This window comes from Cytobacillus sp. IB215316 (assembly GCF_033963865.1).
GTDB lineage: Bacteria > Bacillota > Bacilli > Bacillales > SM2101 > Nanhaiella > Nanhaiella sioensis.
The window spans coordinates 239,571-260,152 of record NZ_JAXBMC010000002.1 but is presented as its reverse complement, the minus strand read 5'-3'; the positions used below and the strand labels follow the sequence as shown (position 1 = coordinate 260,152).

The 20,582-nt window shown below is 32.6% G+C and carries 15 protein-coding genes; 14 read left to right on the top strand and 1 reads right to left on the bottom strand.

Going from position 1 to position 20,582, the window contains the following annotated elements:
• Positions 1 to 110: 110 nt before the first annotated feature.
• From SLH48_RS05585 to SLH48_RS05575, 3 genes are all read left to right on the top strand, one after another.
• Positions 111 to 1,544, top strand: a complete 1,434-nt coding sequence (locus SLH48_RS05585) for an alanine/glycine:cation symporter family protein (RefSeq protein WP_214482296.1) — start codon at positions 111 to 113, stop codon at positions 1,542 to 1,544.
• Between the two features lie 715 nt (positions 1,545 to 2,259).
• Positions 2,260 to 3,198 carry a S8 family peptidase gene (locus SLH48_RS05580; RefSeq protein ID WP_320257324.1) on the top strand — a complete coding sequence of 313 codons (939 nt, stop codon included), beginning with the start codon at positions 2,260 to 2,262 and terminating at the stop codon, positions 3,196 to 3,198.
• A gap of 463 nt (positions 3,199 to 3,661) precedes the next feature.
• Positions 3,662 to 3,877 carry a DUF1272 domain-containing protein gene (locus SLH48_RS05575; protein WP_214482298.1) on the top strand — a complete coding sequence of 72 codons (216 nt, stop codon included), beginning with the start codon at positions 3,662 to 3,664 and terminating at the stop codon, positions 3,875 to 3,877.
• A gap of 76 nt (positions 3,878 to 3,953) precedes the next feature.
• Here the strand turns inward: SLH48_RS05575 and SLH48_RS05570 are convergent, their stop codons facing one another.
• Complete coding sequence (locus tag SLH48_RS05570; RefSeq protein WP_320257323.1) at positions 3,954 to 4,685, bottom strand: WecB/TagA/CpsF family glycosyltransferase; 732 nt, start codon at positions 4,683 to 4,685, stop codon at positions 3,954 to 3,956.
• 741 nt (positions 4,686 to 5,426) lie between these two features.
• On the opposite strand from SLH48_RS05570, the gene tagD reads away from it, so the two are divergent.
• From tagD to SLH48_RS05515, 11 genes are all read left to right on the top strand, one after another.
• Positions 5,427 to 5,822 carry a glycerol-3-phosphate cytidylyltransferase gene (gene tagD / locus SLH48_RS05565; RefSeq protein WP_320257322.1) on the top strand — a complete coding sequence of 132 codons (396 nt, stop codon included), beginning with the start codon at positions 5,427 to 5,429 and terminating at the stop codon, positions 5,820 to 5,822.
• On the top strand, positions 5,822 to 6,994 hold the full coding sequence (locus tag SLH48_RS05560; RefSeq protein ID WP_320257321.1) for a CDP-glycerol glycerophosphotransferase family protein: 1,173 nt from the start codon (positions 5,822 to 5,824) through the stop codon (positions 6,992 to 6,994). The genes tagD and SLH48_RS05560 overlap by 1 nt, the downstream gene beginning before the upstream one ends.
• Positions 6,995 to 7,063: 69 nt before the next feature.
• Entirely contained in the window at positions 7,064 to 7,870 is an 807-nt protein-coding gene (locus SLH48_RS05555; protein ID WP_320257320.1) for an ABC transporter permease, read from the top strand.
• Positions 7,871 to 8,110: 240 nt separating this feature from the next.
• Complete coding sequence (locus SLH48_RS05550; protein ID WP_214482303.1) at positions 8,111 to 8,827, top strand: 2-C-methyl-D-erythritol 4-phosphate cytidylyltransferase; 717 nt, start codon at positions 8,111 to 8,113, stop codon at positions 8,825 to 8,827.
• Positions 8,820 to 9,845: a ribitol-5-phosphate dehydrogenase gene (locus SLH48_RS05545; protein ID WP_320257319.1), complete on the top strand. Its 1,026-nt coding sequence runs from the start codon at positions 8,820 to 8,822 to the stop codon at positions 9,843 to 9,845. Before SLH48_RS05550 ends, SLH48_RS05545 begins: the two co-directional genes overlap by 8 nt.
• Positions 9,846 to 9,874: 29 nt before the next feature.
• Positions 9,875 to 11,053 (top strand): CDP-glycerol glycerophosphotransferase family protein, encoded by a 1,179-nt coding sequence (locus SLH48_RS05540; protein ID WP_320257318.1) that lies wholly within the window; start codon positions 9,875 to 9,877, stop codon positions 11,051 to 11,053.
• Positions 11,054 to 11,081: 28 nt separating this feature from the next.
• Positions 11,082 to 13,139 carry a CDP-glycerol glycerophosphotransferase family protein gene (locus SLH48_RS05535; RefSeq protein ID WP_320257317.1) on the top strand — a complete coding sequence of 686 codons (2,058 nt, stop codon included), beginning with the start codon at positions 11,082 to 11,084 and terminating at the stop codon, positions 13,137 to 13,139.
• Positions 13,140 to 13,642: 503 nt separating this feature from the next.
• Positions 13,643 to 13,918, top strand: a complete 276-nt coding sequence (locus SLH48_RS05530; protein ID WP_320257316.1) for a hypothetical protein — start codon at positions 13,643 to 13,645, stop codon at positions 13,916 to 13,918.
• Positions 13,919 to 14,108: 190 nt separating this feature from the next.
• The gene (tagH, locus tag SLH48_RS05525) at positions 14,109 to 14,930 is read left to right on the top strand and encodes a teichoic acids export ABC transporter ATP-binding subunit TagH (protein ID WP_320257315.1); all 822 of its coding nucleotides are present in this window, start codon (positions 14,109 to 14,111) and stop codon (positions 14,928 to 14,930) included.
• 394 nt (positions 14,931 to 15,324) lie between these two features.
• Entirely contained in the window at positions 15,325 to 17,679 is a 2,355-nt protein-coding gene (gene helD / locus SLH48_RS05520) for an RNA polymerase recycling motor HelD (RefSeq protein WP_320257314.1), read from the top strand.
• A gap of 924 nt (positions 17,680 to 18,603) precedes the next feature.
• Positions 18,604 to 20,538 (top strand): endonuclease MutS2, encoded by a 1,935-nt coding sequence (locus tag SLH48_RS05515; RefSeq protein ID WP_320257313.1) that lies wholly within the window; start codon positions 18,604 to 18,606, stop codon positions 20,536 to 20,538.
• The last annotated feature ends 44 nt before the right edge of the window (positions 20,539 to 20,582 follow it).

Below are 20,582 nucleotides of genomic sequence, written 5' to 3'. Positions count from 1 at the left end.
ATAAATATAATTTTTTGATATATTAAAAAAATTATTGCAATATTCTATTTCGTTGTTTATAATTTAGTACATAACAGCGGAGAAGTGATGCATCAAGAGGAGGAAAGTAAGTGGGACAGTTATTCAATACCATTGTTACCGAACTAAATAATTATCTTTGGTCTTATATTTTAATAGGTTTATTAATCGGTTTAGGTGTATATTTTTCTTTTAGAACGAAGTTTGTACAATTTAGACTTTTAGGTGAAATGTTTAGGCTGTTGACAGATAAAGCTACAGTCTCAGCAGACGGTAAAAAAGGGATTTCATCCTTTCAATCGTTTTGTATCGGTGCGGCAACAAGAATTGGAACGGGTAACTTAGCCGGTGTGGCCATTGCCATAGGGCTTGGGGGCCCTGGTGCAGTTTTTTGGATGTGGATCGTTGCTTTAGTAGGTGGTGCAACAAGCTTTATCGAAAGCACGTTAGCACAAATATACAAAGTTAAGGATAAAAATGGATTCAGAGGTGGGCCTGCTTATTATATTGAAAAAGCTTTAAATGCACGTTGGTTAGGGATTATCTTTGCGATATTCATTACGATTAGCTTTGGGTTGATTTTTAACTCAGTACAGTCAAATACGATTTCAGTTGCATTTGAATCAGCCTTTGGCACAAGTCGTCTCGTAATGGGTTTAATTATAACTGGGGTATCGGCACTCGTAATATTTGGTGGCATAAACCGCATAGCAAAAGTGTCTCAAGTTGTTGTACCAGTTATGGCGGTATTCTATCTTCTCATCGGCTTATTTATTATTGTTACAAACTTCCAAGCAATACCTGGAGTATTTAGTTTAATTATATCTAGTGCATTTGGCTTCAATGAAGCTCTCGGTGGTACAGTTGGTGCAGCTATTTCTTATGGGGTTAAACGTGGCTTATTCTCTAATGAAGCTGGAATGGGTAGTGCTCCAAATGCAGCAGCAACAGCTACAGTCTCTCACCCTGCAAAACAAGGTCTTATTCAAACATTAGGTGTTTTCGTTGACACATTATTCGTATGTAGTGCAACAGCATTTATTATTTTATTATCAAATGAATATCAAACAGGAACTTTCGAGGGAATCAACTTACTGCAAGCATCGTTAGTTTCACATGTTGGTCCTTGGGCAAGCGTATTTATTGCGATTTCAATTTTCTTATTTGCATTTAGTTCAATTATCGGTAGTTATTACTATGGTGAAACGAACATTGAGTTTATTAAGAAAGATAATACGGTATTATTCTTATATCGCATTGCAGCGTTAGGGATGGTATTATTTGGCTCGTTAGCAAGTGTACAAATCGTATGGGATTTAGCAGATTTATCAATGGCATTAATGGCTATAACCAATTTAATTGCTATCGCATTTCTAGGCAAAATTGCTTTCAAAACATTGGATGATTATGTCTCTCAACTAAAAGTCGGTAAAAACCCAGTATTCCACGTATCAAACGTAGATGGTTTGCAGAATGTTGAGTGTTGGGGAGAAGAAGAGAAAATTGACAAGAAAAAAGCTGTGTGATAATTAAGTAAAACGAAACATTAAAGCGGAGACAGGATTTTTTTCTGTCTCTTTTTTGTGTAAAGTTATCTATTATACAAATTGTTGTTAGCTATTTAATGAGAGCAGTCAATATGCTTAATTTAAACCATTTTAGTGAGCTACTAGAAAATAGCTGCTATTTGTTATACACTGAAAAAAGTAAGCAAAGCACCTACACCATGTTAAAACTTCTTTCTATGTAGGTGGTAGTTTCATTAGCCAAATTGATTGTATCAACCTTAAGATTTTACTCATCCTAAATTCCTGTAAAAAGAGCATTTATGTGTAAATCTTAGAAGTTATTTAATAGCAAATAATAGGTAAATATGGTATATTGTTAAGTGTATCCAACTCATGATTTGTATAAATTAAGAATAATTCTCGTTTTAAATATCTGAAAATTCAATAAATAAAAAATCCCAGCTATGGTTACAATTCCTTTCAGTCCATTTTTATCTCAATATGGGGGCTTACATTTATAATTAGGGTTGTTTGCGTATATATTGTTGTTTTTCATACTAATCAATAAACACGAACACAACTAGTACTCGTAGCATCTTTTTCTTCTATTATATGATGATAATCATCTAAGACCTCTTTTACAGTCTGTATCAATTACAACTAGCACTATTTACGAAAAGAGGCATAATAAAAAAAGCTAGGCAAGTGCTATTATCGATAGGAGGTACTTTCAATGAGTCAAATTCGACTAATACCGTATAAGGTTGACCAAATTGTTGACAAAACAACCGAAATACCACAAGGAGTAGCATTAATAGAAGCACCAAGTATGTGGGAAAAGGGATATATGGGAAATGATGTTGTTGTTGCTGTATTTGACACAGGATGTGATATTGAACACCCTGATTTAAAAGATAGAATAATAGATGGAAGGAATTTTACTAACGATTATGGTGGAGATGAATCAAATTTTGATGATAACCAATACCATGGTACGCATGTAGCTGGTACAATAGCGGCTACATTAAACAATAATGGCGTTGTTGGTGTTGCACCAGAAGTAAAACTATTGATTTTGAAGGTATTATCCAAAGATGGATCTGGTAGCTATAAGGGATTAATTGATGCATTGGATTATGCAATAAGTTGGCGTGGACCCTATGGTGAAAAAGTTCGTGTTATATCCATGTCTCTTGGAGGGCCAGAAAATGTATCTAGTCTACATACCGCAATAAAAAATGCAGTCAATAACGATATTTTAGTCGTATGTGCAGCGGGGAACGAGGGGGATGGAAACGTTGATACAATAGAAAGAAGCTACCCAGGTTATTATGATGAAGTCGTGTCGGTCGGAGCTGTCGACTTTGACAAAAGACTGGCTGATTTTACGAATACACATGAGGAAATTGATTTAGTCGCACCAGGAGTTAAGGTTTTGTCAACATATCCAAATAATAAATATGCTAGGCTGTCTGGGACATCGATGGCTACACCACATGTTTCTGGTGCAGCAGCCTTGTTGTTAAATGAGAAAGAAAAAGAGTTAGGTAGAAAAATATGTGAAAACGAGTTATATGATATTTTAATTGAGCATACTCAACCAATTGGCTATAGCAGACATGCGGAAGGGAATGGGCTTCTTTATTTAGGAAATAAACAACTGACTGAATAAGATACTTTGTATTCTTATGTTTTGCTTTTCAAAGTTCAACTGCAAGATAAAAATGGAAGTAATAACAACCAATGATTTCGTTGGGACTATTTGTAGAGCTTTTGGTGTTGCAGAAATTATGAATTTCAACTGTAGTTTGATAAATAGCAAAATCTAAATATTTGCTCGATGACTGACCTTCTTAGTTATTTAATGAAGGCTGTATTCACATTAATTGTTGCTTTTCGTAATGAAAACTAAAAATGGATCCATTTAATGTGCGCGGCATCTTATCATTTTTCAAGACTATTAAAATCATATAGTAGGTATCAGTTGCTCAAAATTAAGTAAAAAGAGCAACAAAGTGTACGATAAAGCTTCTCATAAACTTTATGACAGGTGAGTATGTTTATTGTATGCAAAGTAACAAGCTATGTAACCCAGCGAAATTGAATGTAAAAAGAAATAGAGAGGATGAAGCAAGATGGGGTTAAAAATGAAAAAAGTTTGCCAGCGGTGTGATATTTCGTTAAAGAAGGATGCTGATGCTTATATTTGCTCTTATGAATGTACATTTTGTCCTCAATGTAGCGCTGAAGTCAAAAATATTTGTCCGAACTGTGGAGGTGAGCTTGTCAGTAGACCGAAAAGAGATGGGAAATTAAGAACTGTTATGAATGTGTTGAACAACTCAAAATAATGAAGGGTAGCAGAAAAGGAAAAATCAAAAAAAATATTAAGTTTAATACGAGGGAATATTCGCTAACAATATTACTTTAGCTTCGATGATATTTCTTTTTAAGTACTCGCACCATAAATTTCGGAATGGCAATCATTCTTTTTAACCTAGATGGTTCTTTAATTAATCGATATAGCCATTCTAAATTAGTATCCCTCCATATTTTTGGTGCTCTTTTGACTACACCAGCCCATACATTAAAACTTCCTCCGAGCCCGATGAAAACCCCTTTATTAAAGTTATGCATGCTTTTTGCAATCCAATTTTCCTGTTTTGGAAACCCGAGACCTACTAACACAATATCGGGCTCAGTTTCCTTAATCTGAGAGATGATCGTCTCATCATTATCATCAAAATAACCATGGTGAAATCCAACGATATCTACATGTGGGTATCGTTGTTGAATGTTTTTCGCAGTTAGGCCAATAACGTCAGGTTTTGCACCTAAAAGATATATTTTGTAACGATGGTTGTTTGCAATATTTAAGAGCTGTTCCATAAAATCTATACCCGTTAATTTTTCTTTGAGAGGTTTACCTAAGATTTTGGAAGCAATTACAATGCCTGCTCCATCCGGGATAATGTAGGTAGCTTTTTTTAGGGTTAAATCGTATGATGGATTTGATTTAGCATATGTAATAATTTCAGGATTTGCTGTAACGATAAAGGTTTTTTGAGAAACTTGCATTCTATTGTGAACTTCTTTTAAGAAGTTTTCCATTCGATTGTTAACAAATTCATATCCCATAACCTCATCAAAGTTAACCATTTTTAATATCCCCCGATATATTTACAAAATAATTATCCAATAATTGTATTCCTTAAAACTGGTAGAAAAAAATTTATAATATAGATACACTAGAATGTTATTTTCGCATAAATTCAACTAAAAATATAGTGTTATTGGCATGAAAGTCATATTTTTGCTTTCATCAAAATATTTGGAATTGAGTGAAGCTATTAATTTCTTTACATATATGAATGAACTATATGTTTGTATAGTTAAGGGTATATCGGATAAATATACTAGTATTATGAGTATATTTATTTTGGAAATCCGGCTAATCAGTAGAAAATAATTAATATATACAGCAACCTTTGGTAAAATAGATGTCATAAACAATAATGTAAGTATTGGTGATCAAGGATAATTATTCATGTTTTAACAAAATTTAAAAATTATGATATTGGGTCTAGATGTGTAATTGTTATTCTATACAAAGGAATTGCCCTAGATACTAAAAAGCTGTTTTCAAGGTTTTAATTTTTCGTACCAAAAAATAGACAAGCATATTAACGATTGTAGTTATCACCTTTTTCTCTGTATACAAGATGCCTCAGCTAGCTGCGAAAAGAGCCTACTTCAAAAAGCACTTGATAATATTTGTATTGTTGTCAAGCGATGTTTATCTTATAATTAGTTTTTTATGCTAGTGGAAACCTGTTCATACATTCATTGCAATACTAGCATCTATATTATGCCTTTTAAAAAGAAGGGACGTAAGACGTTATGAAAAAAATTATTACCTATGGAACGTTTGATTTGTTGCATTGGGGCCATGTTAACCTTCTGAAAAGAGCAAGAGAGTTAGGCGACAACCTTACTGTTGGCTTATCAACTGATGAGTTTAATAAAATGAAAAATAAGCAATCCTATCATAATTTTGAAAATAGAAAAAAAGTAATTGAAGCAATACGTTACGTTGACAAAGTAATTCCAGAAAAAAATTGGGAGCAGAAAGCTGATGATATCATTACGCATAATGTTGATATTTTTGTTATGGGAGATGATTGGAAGGGGAAATTTGACTATTTAGAGGATTATTGTCATGTTATTTATTTGCCAAGGACAAAGAGTATTTCTACAACTATGATTAAAAAAAATATGGAGTTATTTACTGAATAATGGGTAAGGAATTATTAATTTCGAGTTATTTACTACTATTTAAGCTGGTCTTTAATTTATTTAAACAATTCAAGCTGAAGAAAAAAATTACATTCGTTATTTCGTATGAAGAAAATGCTCATTTTTTATATAAAGAATTGATAAAACAATCTATGTCAATTGACATTATCATTTTGTGTAAAACGTCAGCAAAAACAGACCTTCAACATATTTTTCAAGAAGCAAAAATATATACGTTTGAATCAAAGAATTTAATTCATTGGCTTTTGTCTATTTATCATTTGGCTACATCCAAAATAATCATCATAGATAATTATTTTGCATTTTTATCGGCAATTACATTTAAGAACAATGTTGAGTGCATTCAAATTTGGCATGCCGCTGGAGCGTTAAAAACCTTTGGCTTACAAGACAAATCGGTTCGTAAAAGGAGTAACAAAGCTCAAAGAAGGTTTCGACAAGTGTATAAGCAATTCAACAGGGTAGTTGTTGGTTCAGAAGAAATGGCACAAATATTTATGGAATCATTTCATATACCAGCTAATCATATACTCCCAACTGGAATTCCAAGGACAGATCTCTTTTATGATGACCAACTTACAAGTCAAATTAAAGAAAAACTCTATTCTAGATTTCCTCTGTTAAAACATAAAAAGATAATATTATATGCTCCGACTTTTCGGCATGGTCAATTAAATAATTACAATATTAAGCTGGATTTGGACAAGCTTTACGAAAAGCTGCAAGAGGAATATATTTTAATATTGAAGCTACATCCAATGGTTAAAGTAAATGTGGATTATGAGGAAACATACAAAGGTTTCGTTGTTGACTTATCTTCTTATAAAAGTACAAATGAGTTATTGATGATCACTGATTGTTTAATTACTGATTATTCATCCATTCCTTTTGAATATGCAATTTTACAAAAGCCAATGATTTTTTACCCCTATGATTTAACAATCTATCAACAGGAGCAGGGTGTTATTCAAGATTACGAAACTACTGTCCCTGGGCCTGTAGCGAATGATACTGATGAAATTATCGATATTATTTTAACCCATCAATTTAATAATGAGTTGATATTAAGATTTTATCATCAATGGAATGAACACTCAAAAGGAAATTCATCAAACAGACTTGTTCAGTACATACTAACCAAAATAACCTAATTTATTCGACAATCGTGGTTGTTCATGTAAGAACAAAGTTAAAATGAGCTTTATGGAAAGGATTACAGCATGAAATCAGTATTGACGATTATTAATGAACATATAAACAATTTCTATTTAATTGTACGTTTATCTATATACGAATTAAAAAGTACAAATAATAATAACTACTTAGGTATCCTGTGGGAGGTCTTAAACCCAATGATTCAAATTAGTGTCTTTTGGTTTGTCTTTGGGTTAGGTATACGAGGCGATAAAGGAGTGGGTGACATCGCTTACTTGCCTTGGATGCTTTCGGGCATTAGTGTTTGGTTTTTCATCTCTCAATCCATTTTACAAGGTTCGAGATCTATTTATTCAAGAGTAAGGATCATAGCAAAAATGAAGTTTCCGATGAGTGTCATACCTACATTTGTTATCGCATCTAAGTATTACTCTCATCTTATACTTACTGGCATTATTATGGTGATATTGTTTTTCTACGATTATTCAATATCGGTATACTTTTTACAGCTACCTTATTTTATGGCTGCTACGATAGCTATTTTAATTGCTATATCTTTAATAACAGCCACACTAGCAACGATTGTTCGTGACGTACAAATGGTTGTTCAATCAGTCGTCAGAGTTCTATTATATTTAACCCCGATATTATGGACAGTAGAGAAATTACCAGAGTTTATTCAACTAATTATGAAATTAAACCCATTTTATTATATTGTTGAAGGTTACCGATCGTCTCTATTAGGACTAAACTGGTACTTTATCGACAATCTAACTTACACTTTATATTTTTGGGGGGTTGTTTTCATACTATTATTAATCGGTTCTGTATTACATGTAAAATTTCGAGATCGTTTCGTGGACTTTTTATAGAGGTGCTCCTTATGATAATTGCCAGTTTCACGCATAGAACTTGTTTCGAAATATTTGGTTATATTGATTAATTAAAGTAAGTGGAAAGATTTACTTTTATAAGCATTTATTATAAATTAGTAGAAGAAATTATAACCTAGATATAAGCATTTGTCAGTTTCGTGGGCATGAATGCTCACAGAGTGATTGAAAGCGTTAGACGAAGATCTATTTTAAATGAAAGGAGTTGTTGTTTCGTATATGATTTATGCAGAAATACTTGCAGGTGGAAAAGGAACTCGCATGGGTAATGTGAATATGCCAAAACAATTTCTACCATTAAACAAAAAGCCGATATTAATTCATACACTTGAAAAATTCATCTTAAATTCAGATTTTGAAAAGATATTAGTCATGACTCCTAGAGAGTGGGTTCATCATTCGAAGGACATTATAAATAAGTATATAGGTGATAATGATCGAGTTATAGTCTTAGAGGGTGGTCAAGATCGCAACGAGTCAATTATGAATGGCATTCGTTATATCGAAGATACGGTTGGGATCTTTGATGATGACTATATTGTTACACATGATTCTGTACGTCCATTTTTAACACATAGAATCATCAAAGAGAATATTGAACAAGTTAAACACTATAATGCTGTTGATACAGTAATAGAAGCAATTGATACAATTATACAATCTGAAGACGGAAACTTAATTTCTGATATACCAAATAGAAGTATGATGTACCAAGGACAAACTCCGCAAAGCTTCCATATAAAAACACTTGTTGGCTATTACAATAAATTAACACGAGCAGAAAAAGAACAGCTGACAGATGCTTGCAAAATATGTTCACTGTATGGTGAAGATGTAAAAATAGTTAAAGGTGAGGTTTTTAATATAAAAATTACGACTCCATATGATCTAAAGGTTGCTAATGCAATATTACAGGAGAATATTGAGCATGATTAATCAAGTATATAGATTGGTATCTCCAAGGCAATTTGAAATTTCATATAAGGATAGTTCAATTAATTCAGATCGTTTAATCGTTCGTCCAACATTTTTATCGATTTGCCAAGCAGATCAACGGTATTATACTGGAACTAGGGGGGAAGCTGCATTATCTAAAAAGCTACCCATGGCATTAATTCATGAGGCAGTGGGAGAGATCGTGTACGACCCTTATGGTGAATATCGTCCTGGGACGAAGGTTGTTATGATTCCAAACTCTCCTATTGAAGAGGATGAAATTATTGCTGAGAATTATCTACGTTCAAGCAGGTTTTTATCAAGCGGTTATGACGGTTTTATGCAGGATTATGTTTTTCTGAAAAGAGATCGCTTTGTAGTTCTGCCTGACAATATTAATGAATTTGTTGCTGCTTTTACTGAATTAATAACAATTGCGATGCATGCCATGTCAAGGTTTGAGAGGTTATCGCATACTCGTCGAAAAAGGTTTGGTGTGTGGGGAGATGGAAATTTAGGTTATATTACTGCACTCCTATTAAAAAGAAAATATAGAGATTGTCATGTCATCGTAGCTGGAAAAACGCAATATAAGTTAGACAACTTCTCATTTGTAGATGAAGTATACAATATTAATGACATACCAGATGATGTTCAGTTCGACCATGCCTTTGAATGTGTTGGTGGAATTGGTAGTCAATATGCAATTAACCAAATTATTGATTATATTATTCCTGAAGGTTCCATTTCAATCTTAGGAGTTTCTGAATATCCAGTGGAAATTAATACGAGGATGATTCTAGAAAAAGGTATTACAGTCATTGGAAGCAGTAGAAGTGGTTATATTGACTTTAAGAATACAGTTGATTTTTTAGCAGCAAATCTTGACATCGTGGATTATTTAGAAACACTTGTAGGCTCTGTTAATGAAGTTAGATCCATTAAAGATGTTATCAATGCCTTTGAAAAAGACTTAACTACATCTTGGGGCAAGACTGTACTGGAATGGAAGATATAAATGTCTAATATTCAAAGAAGGATATTTCAATGATAAATGTGAAGCTTTTGCCAACATTATTAGTGAAAATTTTTTTTGGTAGTTTGCATCAAATTTTTGCACTGCTTTATGCGATCAATCCTAATAAAATAACCTTTGCATCTAGTCGTTCTGAGGAGATTAGTGGAAATTTAAAATTTGTTTATGAAGAGCTATTAGCTAGAAACAAAGGAATCTCTTATGTATTGTTATTTAAAAGGAATTCAGCAAGTAAAATAGGGAAGTTGACATATTTAGTACATATGACTAAGGTAATGTATCATCTGGCTACTTCAAAATACTTTGTAATAGATGATTATTTTTTTCCTGTGTATATTATAAGCCCTAGACAAGGTGTGGATATTATTCAGCTATGGCATGCAGCAGGTGCGTTTAAGACCTTTGGACATAGTACAATTAGTAAGAGTTATGGCCCATCTAAAGAATATTTAAAATACATAAAAGTACACGGCAATTATACTAAAGTATTAGTTAGTGCGGAAGAGGTTATTCCATATTATGCTGAAGCATTTAATATGTCTGCAAATAAAATATACCCCATAGGCATACCAAGAACAGATTATTTTTTTGATTATGCAAAGCATAGGCCAGTTTATCAAAGATTTATCGGTGAATTTCCAGAACTATCAGGAAAAAAATTGATATTATATGCTCCTACTTTTCGTGGAAATGGTTATCATCAGGAATCAATGGACTATTTAATTGATTTCCACGCATTACATTCAGTTTTAGGAGAGGACTATGCGGTTCTCGTGCACCTTCATCCTTATGTACAGGAAAAAATAGCAATAAATCCAAAACATTCTTGTTTTATTTATCAAATTGAGAAGAATTATAGTATTGAAGAGCTATTATTATTATCTGATATGTTAATTACTGATTATTCTTCTATTATATTTGATTATAGTATTTTACAACGTCCAATCTTATTTTATGCGAACGATTTAGAAGAGTATAGGAAAGAACGAGACTTCTATTATCCTTATAAAAATTTTATCCCTGGTCCGTTTTTCAATAACTCCGAAGAACTGGCTTACTGTATAAAAAAAGGTGAATTTGATTATCAGTTAATATCAACGTTTAGGCAACGCTTTTTACCAACCAGTGATGGTCATGTATCCAAAAGGGTGACTGATTTCATATTTTCGGTTGATACACACTCAGGATGATTACAGAGAAAGAAGGGGGTTTACTTTAATGAACTCACCAGGCTTAAAAGAGAGTAATTTACATAAAAAAATAGCACCTAATGAGTTAAAGATAAATGATGACAATACAAACTATAATGAAGAAGTTGGGGTTATCAAAACCAATGAATATGATGAAGAAGTTGGGGTTATCAAAACCAATGAATATGATGAAGAGGTAATACGTGCTGCAAAAGAGATGATTGCTGCGGGAAAAAATCTTCCTACGGCAACTCCACAACCACATGTTAATGATGAAAATACAACATATACCGAAGATTTATTAGTAAAAAATATTGATCATGCTGAAAATATGCTACCATCTGCAAAACGTATGATAGATGCAGGAAAAGAGATTATACCTAAGAGAACCATATCACATTTAAGTTGGAACGGTGCAATTATGGAAATTAAGGGATATTATTATTTGCAGGATATTCCTTTACGTGATGAAGATTTAGTAAAGAAACGTCTCATTTTAATTAGCGAAGAGAAGGAGAAAATAGCGATTCCTTTAAGAGATGTTTTAGTTGAATTATTTAACGATGATAAATCAAAAAATATTGATGTAGATGTATACAAATGGGCAGGTTTTGTTGGGACGGTAAATTTTGCGACGATTTCTAAAAATGCACACCCTCTTCCTGCATCATTATATAAAATGTTTATTGAAATAGAGATTCAAGATTATAATGGTAAAAAGTACAGTAGAATGTATCCGTTAGGTAATATAGAGAGGTTTTTACATCATCAGTTTTATACAACTAAAATGGAGTATTTTTCTAACAGAAAAGAAATGCGATATAATCTTTTAGCATCTTATGATGAACATGAAAAGACGTTGACATTAAGATCAACACAGCTAATGGATATCGATCCCTCTAGGCTGATTATAGAAAAAAATAAGAGCAATGGCTTAATATATAAAATCATAAAAACAATTGGTTTTAGAGGGCTATATAGCATTTTCAAATTGTTACCAATGCAGAAGAATAAAGTGCTGTTTGCATCAGATAGTCGAACTGAAATGAGTGGTAATTTCGAATTCGTTTATGAAGAGATGCAAAGTCGAGAATTTGATTGGAAATACAGATTTTTATTTAAAGAAGGCATTACTGATAAAAAGACAATAGGAGAAATAGTTGAGTTAGCTTATCATTTGGCAACATCGAAAGTTATTTTACTTGATGACTTTTACCCGATGGTTTATCCTTTGAAAATTCGTAAAAATGCTGAACTCATTCAACTTTGGCATGCAGTGGGTGCTTTCAAGAAATTTGGTTTTAGTCGGATAGGTCTACCTGGTGGGCCTTCACCAAAATCAAAAAATCATAGAAATTATACTAAAGCAATTGTAAGTTCTGATCATATTGGGAAATATTATGCTGAGGGTTTTGGTATTGATAGGGAAAACGTTGTAGCAACAGGAATCCCTAGAACAGATGTGTTTTTTGATAAGTCTTATCAAGAGGAAGTAAAAGAACAATTATACAATGATTATCCATTTTTAAAAGGTAAAAAAGTCATTATGTTTGCACCAACCTTCAGAGGGAATGGTCAACAATCCGCTTATTATCCTATGGAAGTATTGAATTTACATAAGCTATACGAATCATTAAGTGATGAATATGTTTTTCTGTTTAAATTACACCCCTTTATAAAAAATGACTTTAGTATACCTTATCAGTATGGTGATTTTTTCTATGACTTTTCATCGTATCGGGAGATCAATGATTTATTATTTATAACAGATGTGTTAATAACGGATTATTCTTCAGTATGTTTTGAGTACGCATTGCTTGATAAACCTATGATTTTCTTTTCTTATGATGTTGAAGAATATGTGCAGAAAAGAGATTTTTACTTTGAGTACCAATCATTTATTCCTGGTCCACTAGTACGCTCTACAAAAGAACTAATTGAGACAATTATAAATGAAAATTTCGAAATGCATAAAATAAAACCATTTGTAGAGTATTTCTTTGATGATATAGATGGGATGTCTAGCGCAAGAGTGGTTGACCAATTGATTTTAGGGCTTGAGGAAGAAGTTATTGAAGAGGGATAAATGAAGAAGTTTTATTTTCAAAGGTTTGCTGTCAGAAAGCAAAATGGACGAAACATAAATAACTGATTTCATGCTATTGCAGGAGTATTTGCTTAGGTTTATATATCTAACAAAAACAATCTTGCAATGGCATTTTTAATTTATATGAGCTTATGATGTATTTACAAAAATTTATCAAAATCTTTAAAAGCTTACTGTATTTTTCGCAAATCAAATCCGTATAATAAAGTAAATAGTTCGATAATCAGACTTATATTTATATTGTCTGTGTGGAAAACTTAATATATGCCAATTGTTCATTATTACTTCGTTCAGGTACAGCGTAGCATTCACCACGAAGATTTATATTGCTTGTGCTTACCCTAATTATTGTTTTCGTAAGAAGAAATAATATGTAAAAACAACTAACGTTCATGATACTGTTTCCCTACAGTTCGATAGCCTGATATAAAAAAGTAATTGATTTGTTCATGAAGACGTAAGTTGGAAAAGGGGGACTATTAATGAGGATAAAAGTTATAAATTCTATAACTGATGAAAATGGTATCGCTACACCTAACGACATGATTGGTAAAGAATATGATGTAATAAAAAAAGATCAGGCTGGTGTATGGGTGAGAGCTCAAGGTAAGCTAGATGCATTTTTATACTACGAAGAATTAGAAATTTTAGAATTAAGTGACAATTTATCTAATCCTCTTAGTCATTATTTTAAGGGATTGCCTAAGGATAAATATGAGGAAGAATTAGCATCTTTAGGATGTTCGCATTTACTATAATATGTACAAAATTCATTTACTTTAAGGTCTGTTGTATGATCAGTTTATTTTACCTAGCTAATATTAATCATGATGGTGAGTATGTTGTTAATAAATATCTATTCATAAAAATTTATGTTAATATGGATATAAAAATTGTGAATAGTAAAAGTGCCTATATTCATTTTTATGGTTAATAGAAGGAGCAAATATGAACAGTACTGTTATTTTTAACAATGTTGCAAAAAAGTATAAAATGTATAAAAAAACTTCAGATAAGCTGTTAGATATCGTCCTCCCTAAAGGCTATGGGAAGGATTTTTATGCGTTGCAGGATATTAACTTTAAAGCTGAAAAGGGAGATACTATAGGTATTGTCGGTATTAATGGTTCAGGAAAATCGACATTATCAAATTTGATTTCAGGGGTAATACCACCATCTTCAGGAGGTATTGAAATAAACGGTGAAGCCTCGCTTATAGCAATCGCATCTGGCTTAAACAATGAATTAACTGGGAGAGATAACATTGAGCTGAAATGTTTAATGTTAGGCTTCTCGAAACAAGAAATAATAGTGTTAACTCCTGAAATTATTGAATTTGCTGAACTCGGGGAATTCATTGATCAACCCGTTAAAAAATATTCAAGTGGTATGAAGTCTCGATTAGGATTTGCAATTTCAGTGTCAATAGATCCTGATATATTAGTAATTGATGAGGCGCTATCAGTAGGTGATAAAACATTTGCTGATAAATGTTTAGAAAAAATGAATAGCTTTAAAGAAAAAGGAAAGACCATCTTTTTTATTAGCCATTCAATGGGTCAAATAAAAGACTTCTGTGAAAAGGTTCTTTGGTTAGAAGCAGGTGAAATCAAAGCATATGGTTTAAAAGAGGAGATTATACCTCAATATGAAAAGTTTATAAAAGATTATAAGAAGATGACGAAGGAAGAAAAGGAGCAATTAAAACATAAATTCAATGAAAAACGTAGTGGCAAACAAATCCAAGCGCAGACATCACCTACTGGATAACCTAACAGCCATAATATTTACTTCTGATACATAAGGTTGTTTTCGCATTGATTGATGCTTTCGTTCTAGGATAAAAGCACGTATACATCTAGCATAGTATACATTATGCTGTGCATTTTTAGTAACAAAAGCATCGATGTTTTTGAAAAAATCTTATTAAATTACATCGATCCTTTCTATAACAAATTAAGGGGCACTTCTATGTCTTATTTTGACTTAGAAATGCCCCTTTTTGTATGTAAATATATATTGATTCGAAAATAAGGTTGTGTTAGAATTAGATTTGATCAGAATAAAAAATAAATATAATTACAATTACCCAATTTAATATTAACATTTATTTAGATTTCTGTCAAGCTTTCAGTGGAAAATATCTAATTTGAGAGGTGCTTATATGAATAAAGTTAACAAGGAATGGCAAGGAGAACAGCATCGTGTTGATTTTGTAGTCGAAAAAATCTCGGCAGAACTTGGATCTCTTAAGAAAGATATAGGTGGTGTTAAAGCTGAAATTATTAATATCCGTAAGCATTTTTGGGATGATGTGACAGTTAATTTAGATGATACAAACGAAGCTACTGAAACAGCTATTAGTGTTAAACAACAGGCGGAGATGCTTTCTGAAAGGGAACGGAACCACAAACAGGCCTTTCAACAAATAACAACCTTAAATAAATTAAAAGATTCCCCCTATTTTGGAAGAGTTGATTTTGTTGAAGATGGAGATTGTAAAATGGAAAACATTTATATCGGTATTCGTTCTTATTACGATGAAGAGTCGGAACAATTTCTCGTTTATGATTGGAGGGCACCAATTTCAAGTTTATATTATGACTATTCATTAGGAAAAGCTCAATTTTTAACCCCTGAAGGTGTAATCTCAGGAGAGATGAACCTAAAGCGTCAATTTATTGTACATGAAAGCCAAATCGTAAGTATGTTCGACACAGGTGTTACGATAGGTGATAAACTATTGCAAGAAGTGCTTGGTAATCAATCTAACTCTCAGATGAAAAGTATTGTCGCAACGATCCAGAAAGAGCAGAACTTAATCATTCGTAATGAAAACAGTCGCTTACTTATTGTTCAAGGTGCAGCAGGAAGTGGAAAGACATCAGCTGCTCTACAACGTGTAGCTTTTTTATTATATAGATATCGAGAAACATTGCAAGCAGAGCAAATATTGCTGTTTTCTCCTAATTCAATGTTCAACAGCTATGTTTCCACTGTACTACCAGAGCTTGGTGAGGATAATATGCAGCAAACAACTCTTCAAGAATATATAGACCATCAACTTGGTGAAGAATTTGACTTAGAAGATCAGTATGAACAGCTTGAATATACATTGACAGCTACAAAAGATTCAATATATTCGGTTAGGATGAACAATATACGATATAAAGCCAGTTTGGAATTTATGATACTAATAGATCATTATATTAATCAACTGAAAAAACGAGACATGGTTTTTAAAGATATAACATTTAGAAATAAGGTTGTTATTTCAGCAGATCAAATAAAAGAACAATTTTATTCGTTTGATCCATCTTTGCGGATTCCTAACCGTTTAACGCTAATGGTGGAATGGTTGCTTAAAGAGCTGAAAAAAATTGAAAAAGCAGAACGTAAGAAGCCGTGGGTGGAAGATGAAATAGAATTATTAGACCGTGATGTGTATGCTCGGGTGTACCGAAAACTTCAACGAGATAACAACAAGTCTAATAACACATTTGACGATTACCGACGCGAGCAAAAGCTACTTGCAGCAATAGTTGTTAGAAAACATCTTAAACCTTTGATGGCTAAAGTGGAACATTTGCGTTTTGTTGATATCCGTAAAATATATATGCAGTTATTTACAACTAATCAATTTATGAATATGCCGAAAGCGGAAAAAAGTACTCAGTATCAGTGGGAAGAAATGTGTGATCAAACAGTCGCACGTATTGAAAAATTCGAATTAGCTTTTGAAGACACAATACCATACTTATATTTAAAGGAACAACTTGAAGGCTTCAAAAAAAATACGGCTGTAAAACACATTTTTATTGATGAAGCTCAAGATTATTCACCTTTTCAATTTGCCTATATTAAATATTTATTTCCAAATAGTAAAATGACCATTCTTGGTGACAAGAATCAAACAATTCATTCTCAAGCTTCTCAAGATGGATTTGCATTATTGACGAAAATGATCGGAGAAAATCAAACTGAGTGTATAGACTTGACACGTAGTTATCGTTCAACTCGGCCAATTATAGAATTCACAAAAGAGATCCTTGTTGGAAATGTAGCGATTGATGCCTTTAACAGAGAGGGTGAAAAACCTTTCATGACAAAGGTCGACAATGACACGAGTCATATTGATAAAGTGAAACAACGAATTCACAAGCTTCAACATGAAGATCATAAAACGATAGCGGTTATTTGTAAAACCGCTGATGAAAGTAAGAAGGCATACGATCGTTTGAAAAATGATTTGACTCTCCGCCTTATTAATAAAACAACTAGTTCATTTGAAAGTGGGGTACTTGTCATTCCATCCTACCTTGCGAAAGGTGTTGAATTTGACGCTGTAATTATTTTTAATGGTTCTAGTTCTATTTATGTCGATGAAAATGAGCGTATGCTATTTTATACTGCATGTACTCGTGCAATGCACAAATTGCATATTTTTTTCATTGGTGAGATGAGCCCGTTTTTATCGTGCATTTCGCCTAGCAAGTATATAATTGAACATAGCCATTAGAGTATATCTTCATAGTCATGACTTTAACTTTAAGTAGGGGTGGTTGTCTTCTTTAATTTAGGAGATAATCATTCTTTTCCTTTGGGTATATTACATTTATTGTTGTTTTCGTATTAATAATTAAAAAATGAAAATTATTAGTATGTGTAGCATCTTTTCTACTACCTTGTTTTAACCGTATTCTTCAGTTTTAAATTCTGTAAAACAGAATATTAGGTGGACTCACAACTATTTTTTTACAATACTAACACGTGTATTTAAAAATTTCTTCATGTCTTTCTAGAAATCCCTATTTTCCATCAAACAGTTAGTATAATCAGTCCTGTGCTTAAAAACACACTTGACATTATTTTAACCAACATGTATTATTTATTTGATTAAATTACAAATAATAAAGGAGTTCTGTTTATGTTAGGGGTCGTTCTTAACTAATCCGTAATTTCATACGGTCATTCAAAAAGCCTAAGCTGAAAGTGAATTTTCAGATAGCTTATTTAAGTATGCTTTTTGGATGAAATGTTAAGGACAATGGTCATAGCATACAGTATCCGTTTATTCGTTTAGCTGTGTCTTTTGGCACAGCTTTTTATGTATATTAAAGTTAGGTTTCTTTGTAAGTTACTGTCTAAACATATAAGGTGACATGTTGATGAGATGTGTAATAATAATTATTATTATTGTTCATTCATCTATGTGGAACGTGTACTTTTAGGAAACCATTACAACTATAATGTAAGATAATAGACGAATTGGATTTAAGGACTCGTATGAAGTTAGACCACAATGAACATTGTTCGTTGTGGTCTTTTTTGTGTAAGGAAAGGGTGAGTTTATGAAGATGAAGTGGTTTTTATACCGTGAATCTACGATTGAAGAAATTGCTATAGGGATAACAATAAATAAATTTATTTGGAGGAGAATACATTGAACGAACAAACATTTCAAGCATTACAGTTTGATTTCATTAAAAATGAGTTAGCACAATATGCAATAACAGAGGAAGGTAAGCAACATTTATTGGAACTATCTCCTTCGATATCTTTGAAGCAAGTTGAAGCTTGGTTACATGAAGTAGAAGAAGCTGTCTATATTTTGCGGAAAAGTGCATCAGTCCCAATTCATGGACTAAATGGTATTACAAAGGTTATTGAGCAGATGAATAAGGGTGTTGTGTTAAAAACTGAGCAGTTAACGAAAATTTACTCATTTTTAGACAGCAGTACGAAGCTTAAACGTTTTATGAAGGATAAGGAATTTATTGCACCACGAGTCACCACATATGTGTATGCGATAGAGGATCTGCCTAACTTAGCTGATGAAATCATTCGGTGTATAAAGCATGGGCGAGTCGATGATTACGCAACAAAGCAGTTGCAGAAAATTAGAAAGCAATTATTGATTGAAGAAGAGCGATTGAAAGATAAGGTCCAACACATTTTACAATCAAAAAAATATCAACCTTATCTTCAAGAGCCAATTGTGAGTCAACGTGATGGACGATATGTTATTCCAATTAAAAAAGAATACAAAAGGAAAGTTGAAGGGAATGTAGTAGATGCTTCTGCTTCAGGTTCAACAATTTATTTAGAACCAGCTGAAGTTGCTAATATTCAAGAACGTATCGACAGTCTGAAGTTTGAAGAAGATATTGAAATAGAGGCTATATTAAGTTATTTAACAGGGCTAGTTGAAGCACATCAACAAGAAATAGGCTTGGCTGTAGAAACGATGATTCATTACGATGTTTTATTTGCAAAGGGGAAATATAGCGAAGCAATTGGGGGTAACAAAGTTCAACTAAATGAATCACATTTTATCAATTTAAAAAACGCTAGACATCCAATGCTAGGAGAAGATGCTGTTCCTTTATCTGTCCAGCTAGGAAATGGTTACCACGCTCTTGTTATAACAGGACCAAATACTGGTGGAAAAACAGTATCGATAAAAACAATTGGGTTGCTTACATTAATGGTTCAATGTGGGTTATTCATTCCAGTTGATGAAGGTAGCCATCTATCGATATACCAACAAATGTTCGTTGATATTGGCGATGGTCAAAGTATCGAACAAAATTTAAGTACGTTTAGTTCTCGGATAACAAATGTTATTGACATTTTAGCAAATGCCAATGATCGAAGCTTAGTGTTAATTGATGAACTTGGGTCTGGTACAGATCCTGGTGAAGGTATGGGATTATCAATTTCTATCTTAGATGAATTATACGAAAAAGGAGCTACTATTTTTGCAACTACGCATTTTAGTGAAATGAAGGAATTTGCGACAGAGAGAGAAGGCTTCCGTAATGGTTCAATGGAATTTGATATCGAAACACTTGGTCCAACTTACCGTTTGCTCATTGGAGAAGGTGGTGACAGCCAAGCATTTAGCATTGCACTAAAGTTAGGGATGCACCCGAAAATTATTGAAAAAGCTCATTCTATAACTTATAAAGAACATAAATCCTACGAGATTCAACAACCATCACTGTCAATAAAACGAGAGCTTGATAAGCAAATTGCATCAAATAAATATGTAAGAAGAGATAAGCAGGAAAACACGCAACAAGCTAAGGAAAAATTTACGCTTTTTGAGATGGGAGATAATGTGAAAATTGGGTCAACAGGAGAGCTTGGTATAGTGTACAAAGGACCTGACCAATATGGGAATTATATAATTCAAGTGAAGGATGAAAAAAGAAAAATTAATCATAAACGTATGCAGTTGTATATAGCAAGAGATGAACTATATCCCGAAGACTATGATTTTGATATTATTTTTAAAACAAAAGACTATCGAAAGAAAGATAACCTCCTAAACCGTAAACACGTAGAAGGAATAGTTATCGAAACAGAAGAATAAAATGTGGGGTCTGACTACCAGTAGTGTAACGCGTTAAAGTGAAG

Coding starts and splice junctions, on each gene's coding strand:
- SLH48_RS05580 (WP_320257324.1), top strand. CDS start 2,260: ATGAGTCAAATTCGACTAATACCGTATAAGGTTGACCAAATTGTTGAC.
- SLH48_RS05575 (WP_214482298.1), top strand. CDS start 3,662: ATGGGGTTAAAAATGAAAAAAGTTTGCCAGCGGTGTGATATTTCGTTA.
- SLH48_RS05570 (WP_320257323.1), bottom strand. CDS start 4,685: ATGGTTAACTTTGATGAGGTTATGGGATATGAATTTGTTAACAATCGA.
- tagD (WP_320257322.1), top strand. CDS start 5,427: ATGAAAAAAATTATTACCTATGGAACGTTTGATTTGTTGCATTGGGGC.
- SLH48_RS05560 (WP_320257321.1), top strand. CDS start 5,822: ATGGGTAAGGAATTATTAATTTCGAGTTATTTACTACTATTTAAGCTG.
- SLH48_RS05555 (WP_320257320.1), top strand. CDS start 7,064: ATGAAATCAGTATTGACGATTATTAATGAACATATAAACAATTTCTAT.
- SLH48_RS05550 (WP_214482303.1), top strand. CDS start 8,111: ATGATTTATGCAGAAATACTTGCAGGTGGAAAAGGAACTCGCATGGGT.
- SLH48_RS05545 (WP_320257319.1), top strand. CDS start 8,820: ATGATTAATCAAGTATATAGATTGGTATCTCCAAGGCAATTTGAAATT.
- SLH48_RS05540 (WP_320257318.1), top strand. CDS start 9,875: ATGATAAATGTGAAGCTTTTGCCAACATTATTAGTGAAAATTTTTTTT.
- SLH48_RS05535 (WP_320257317.1), top strand. CDS start 11,082: ATGAACTCACCAGGCTTAAAAGAGAGTAATTTACATAAAAAAATAGCA.
- SLH48_RS05530 (WP_320257316.1), top strand. CDS start 13,643: ATGAGGATAAAAGTTATAAATTCTATAACTGATGAAAATGGTATCGCT.
- tagH (WP_320257315.1), top strand. CDS start 14,109: ATGAACAGTACTGTTATTTTTAACAATGTTGCAAAAAAGTATAAAATG.
- helD (WP_320257314.1), top strand. CDS start 15,325: ATGAATAAAGTTAACAAGGAATGGCAAGGAGAACAGCATCGTGTTGAT.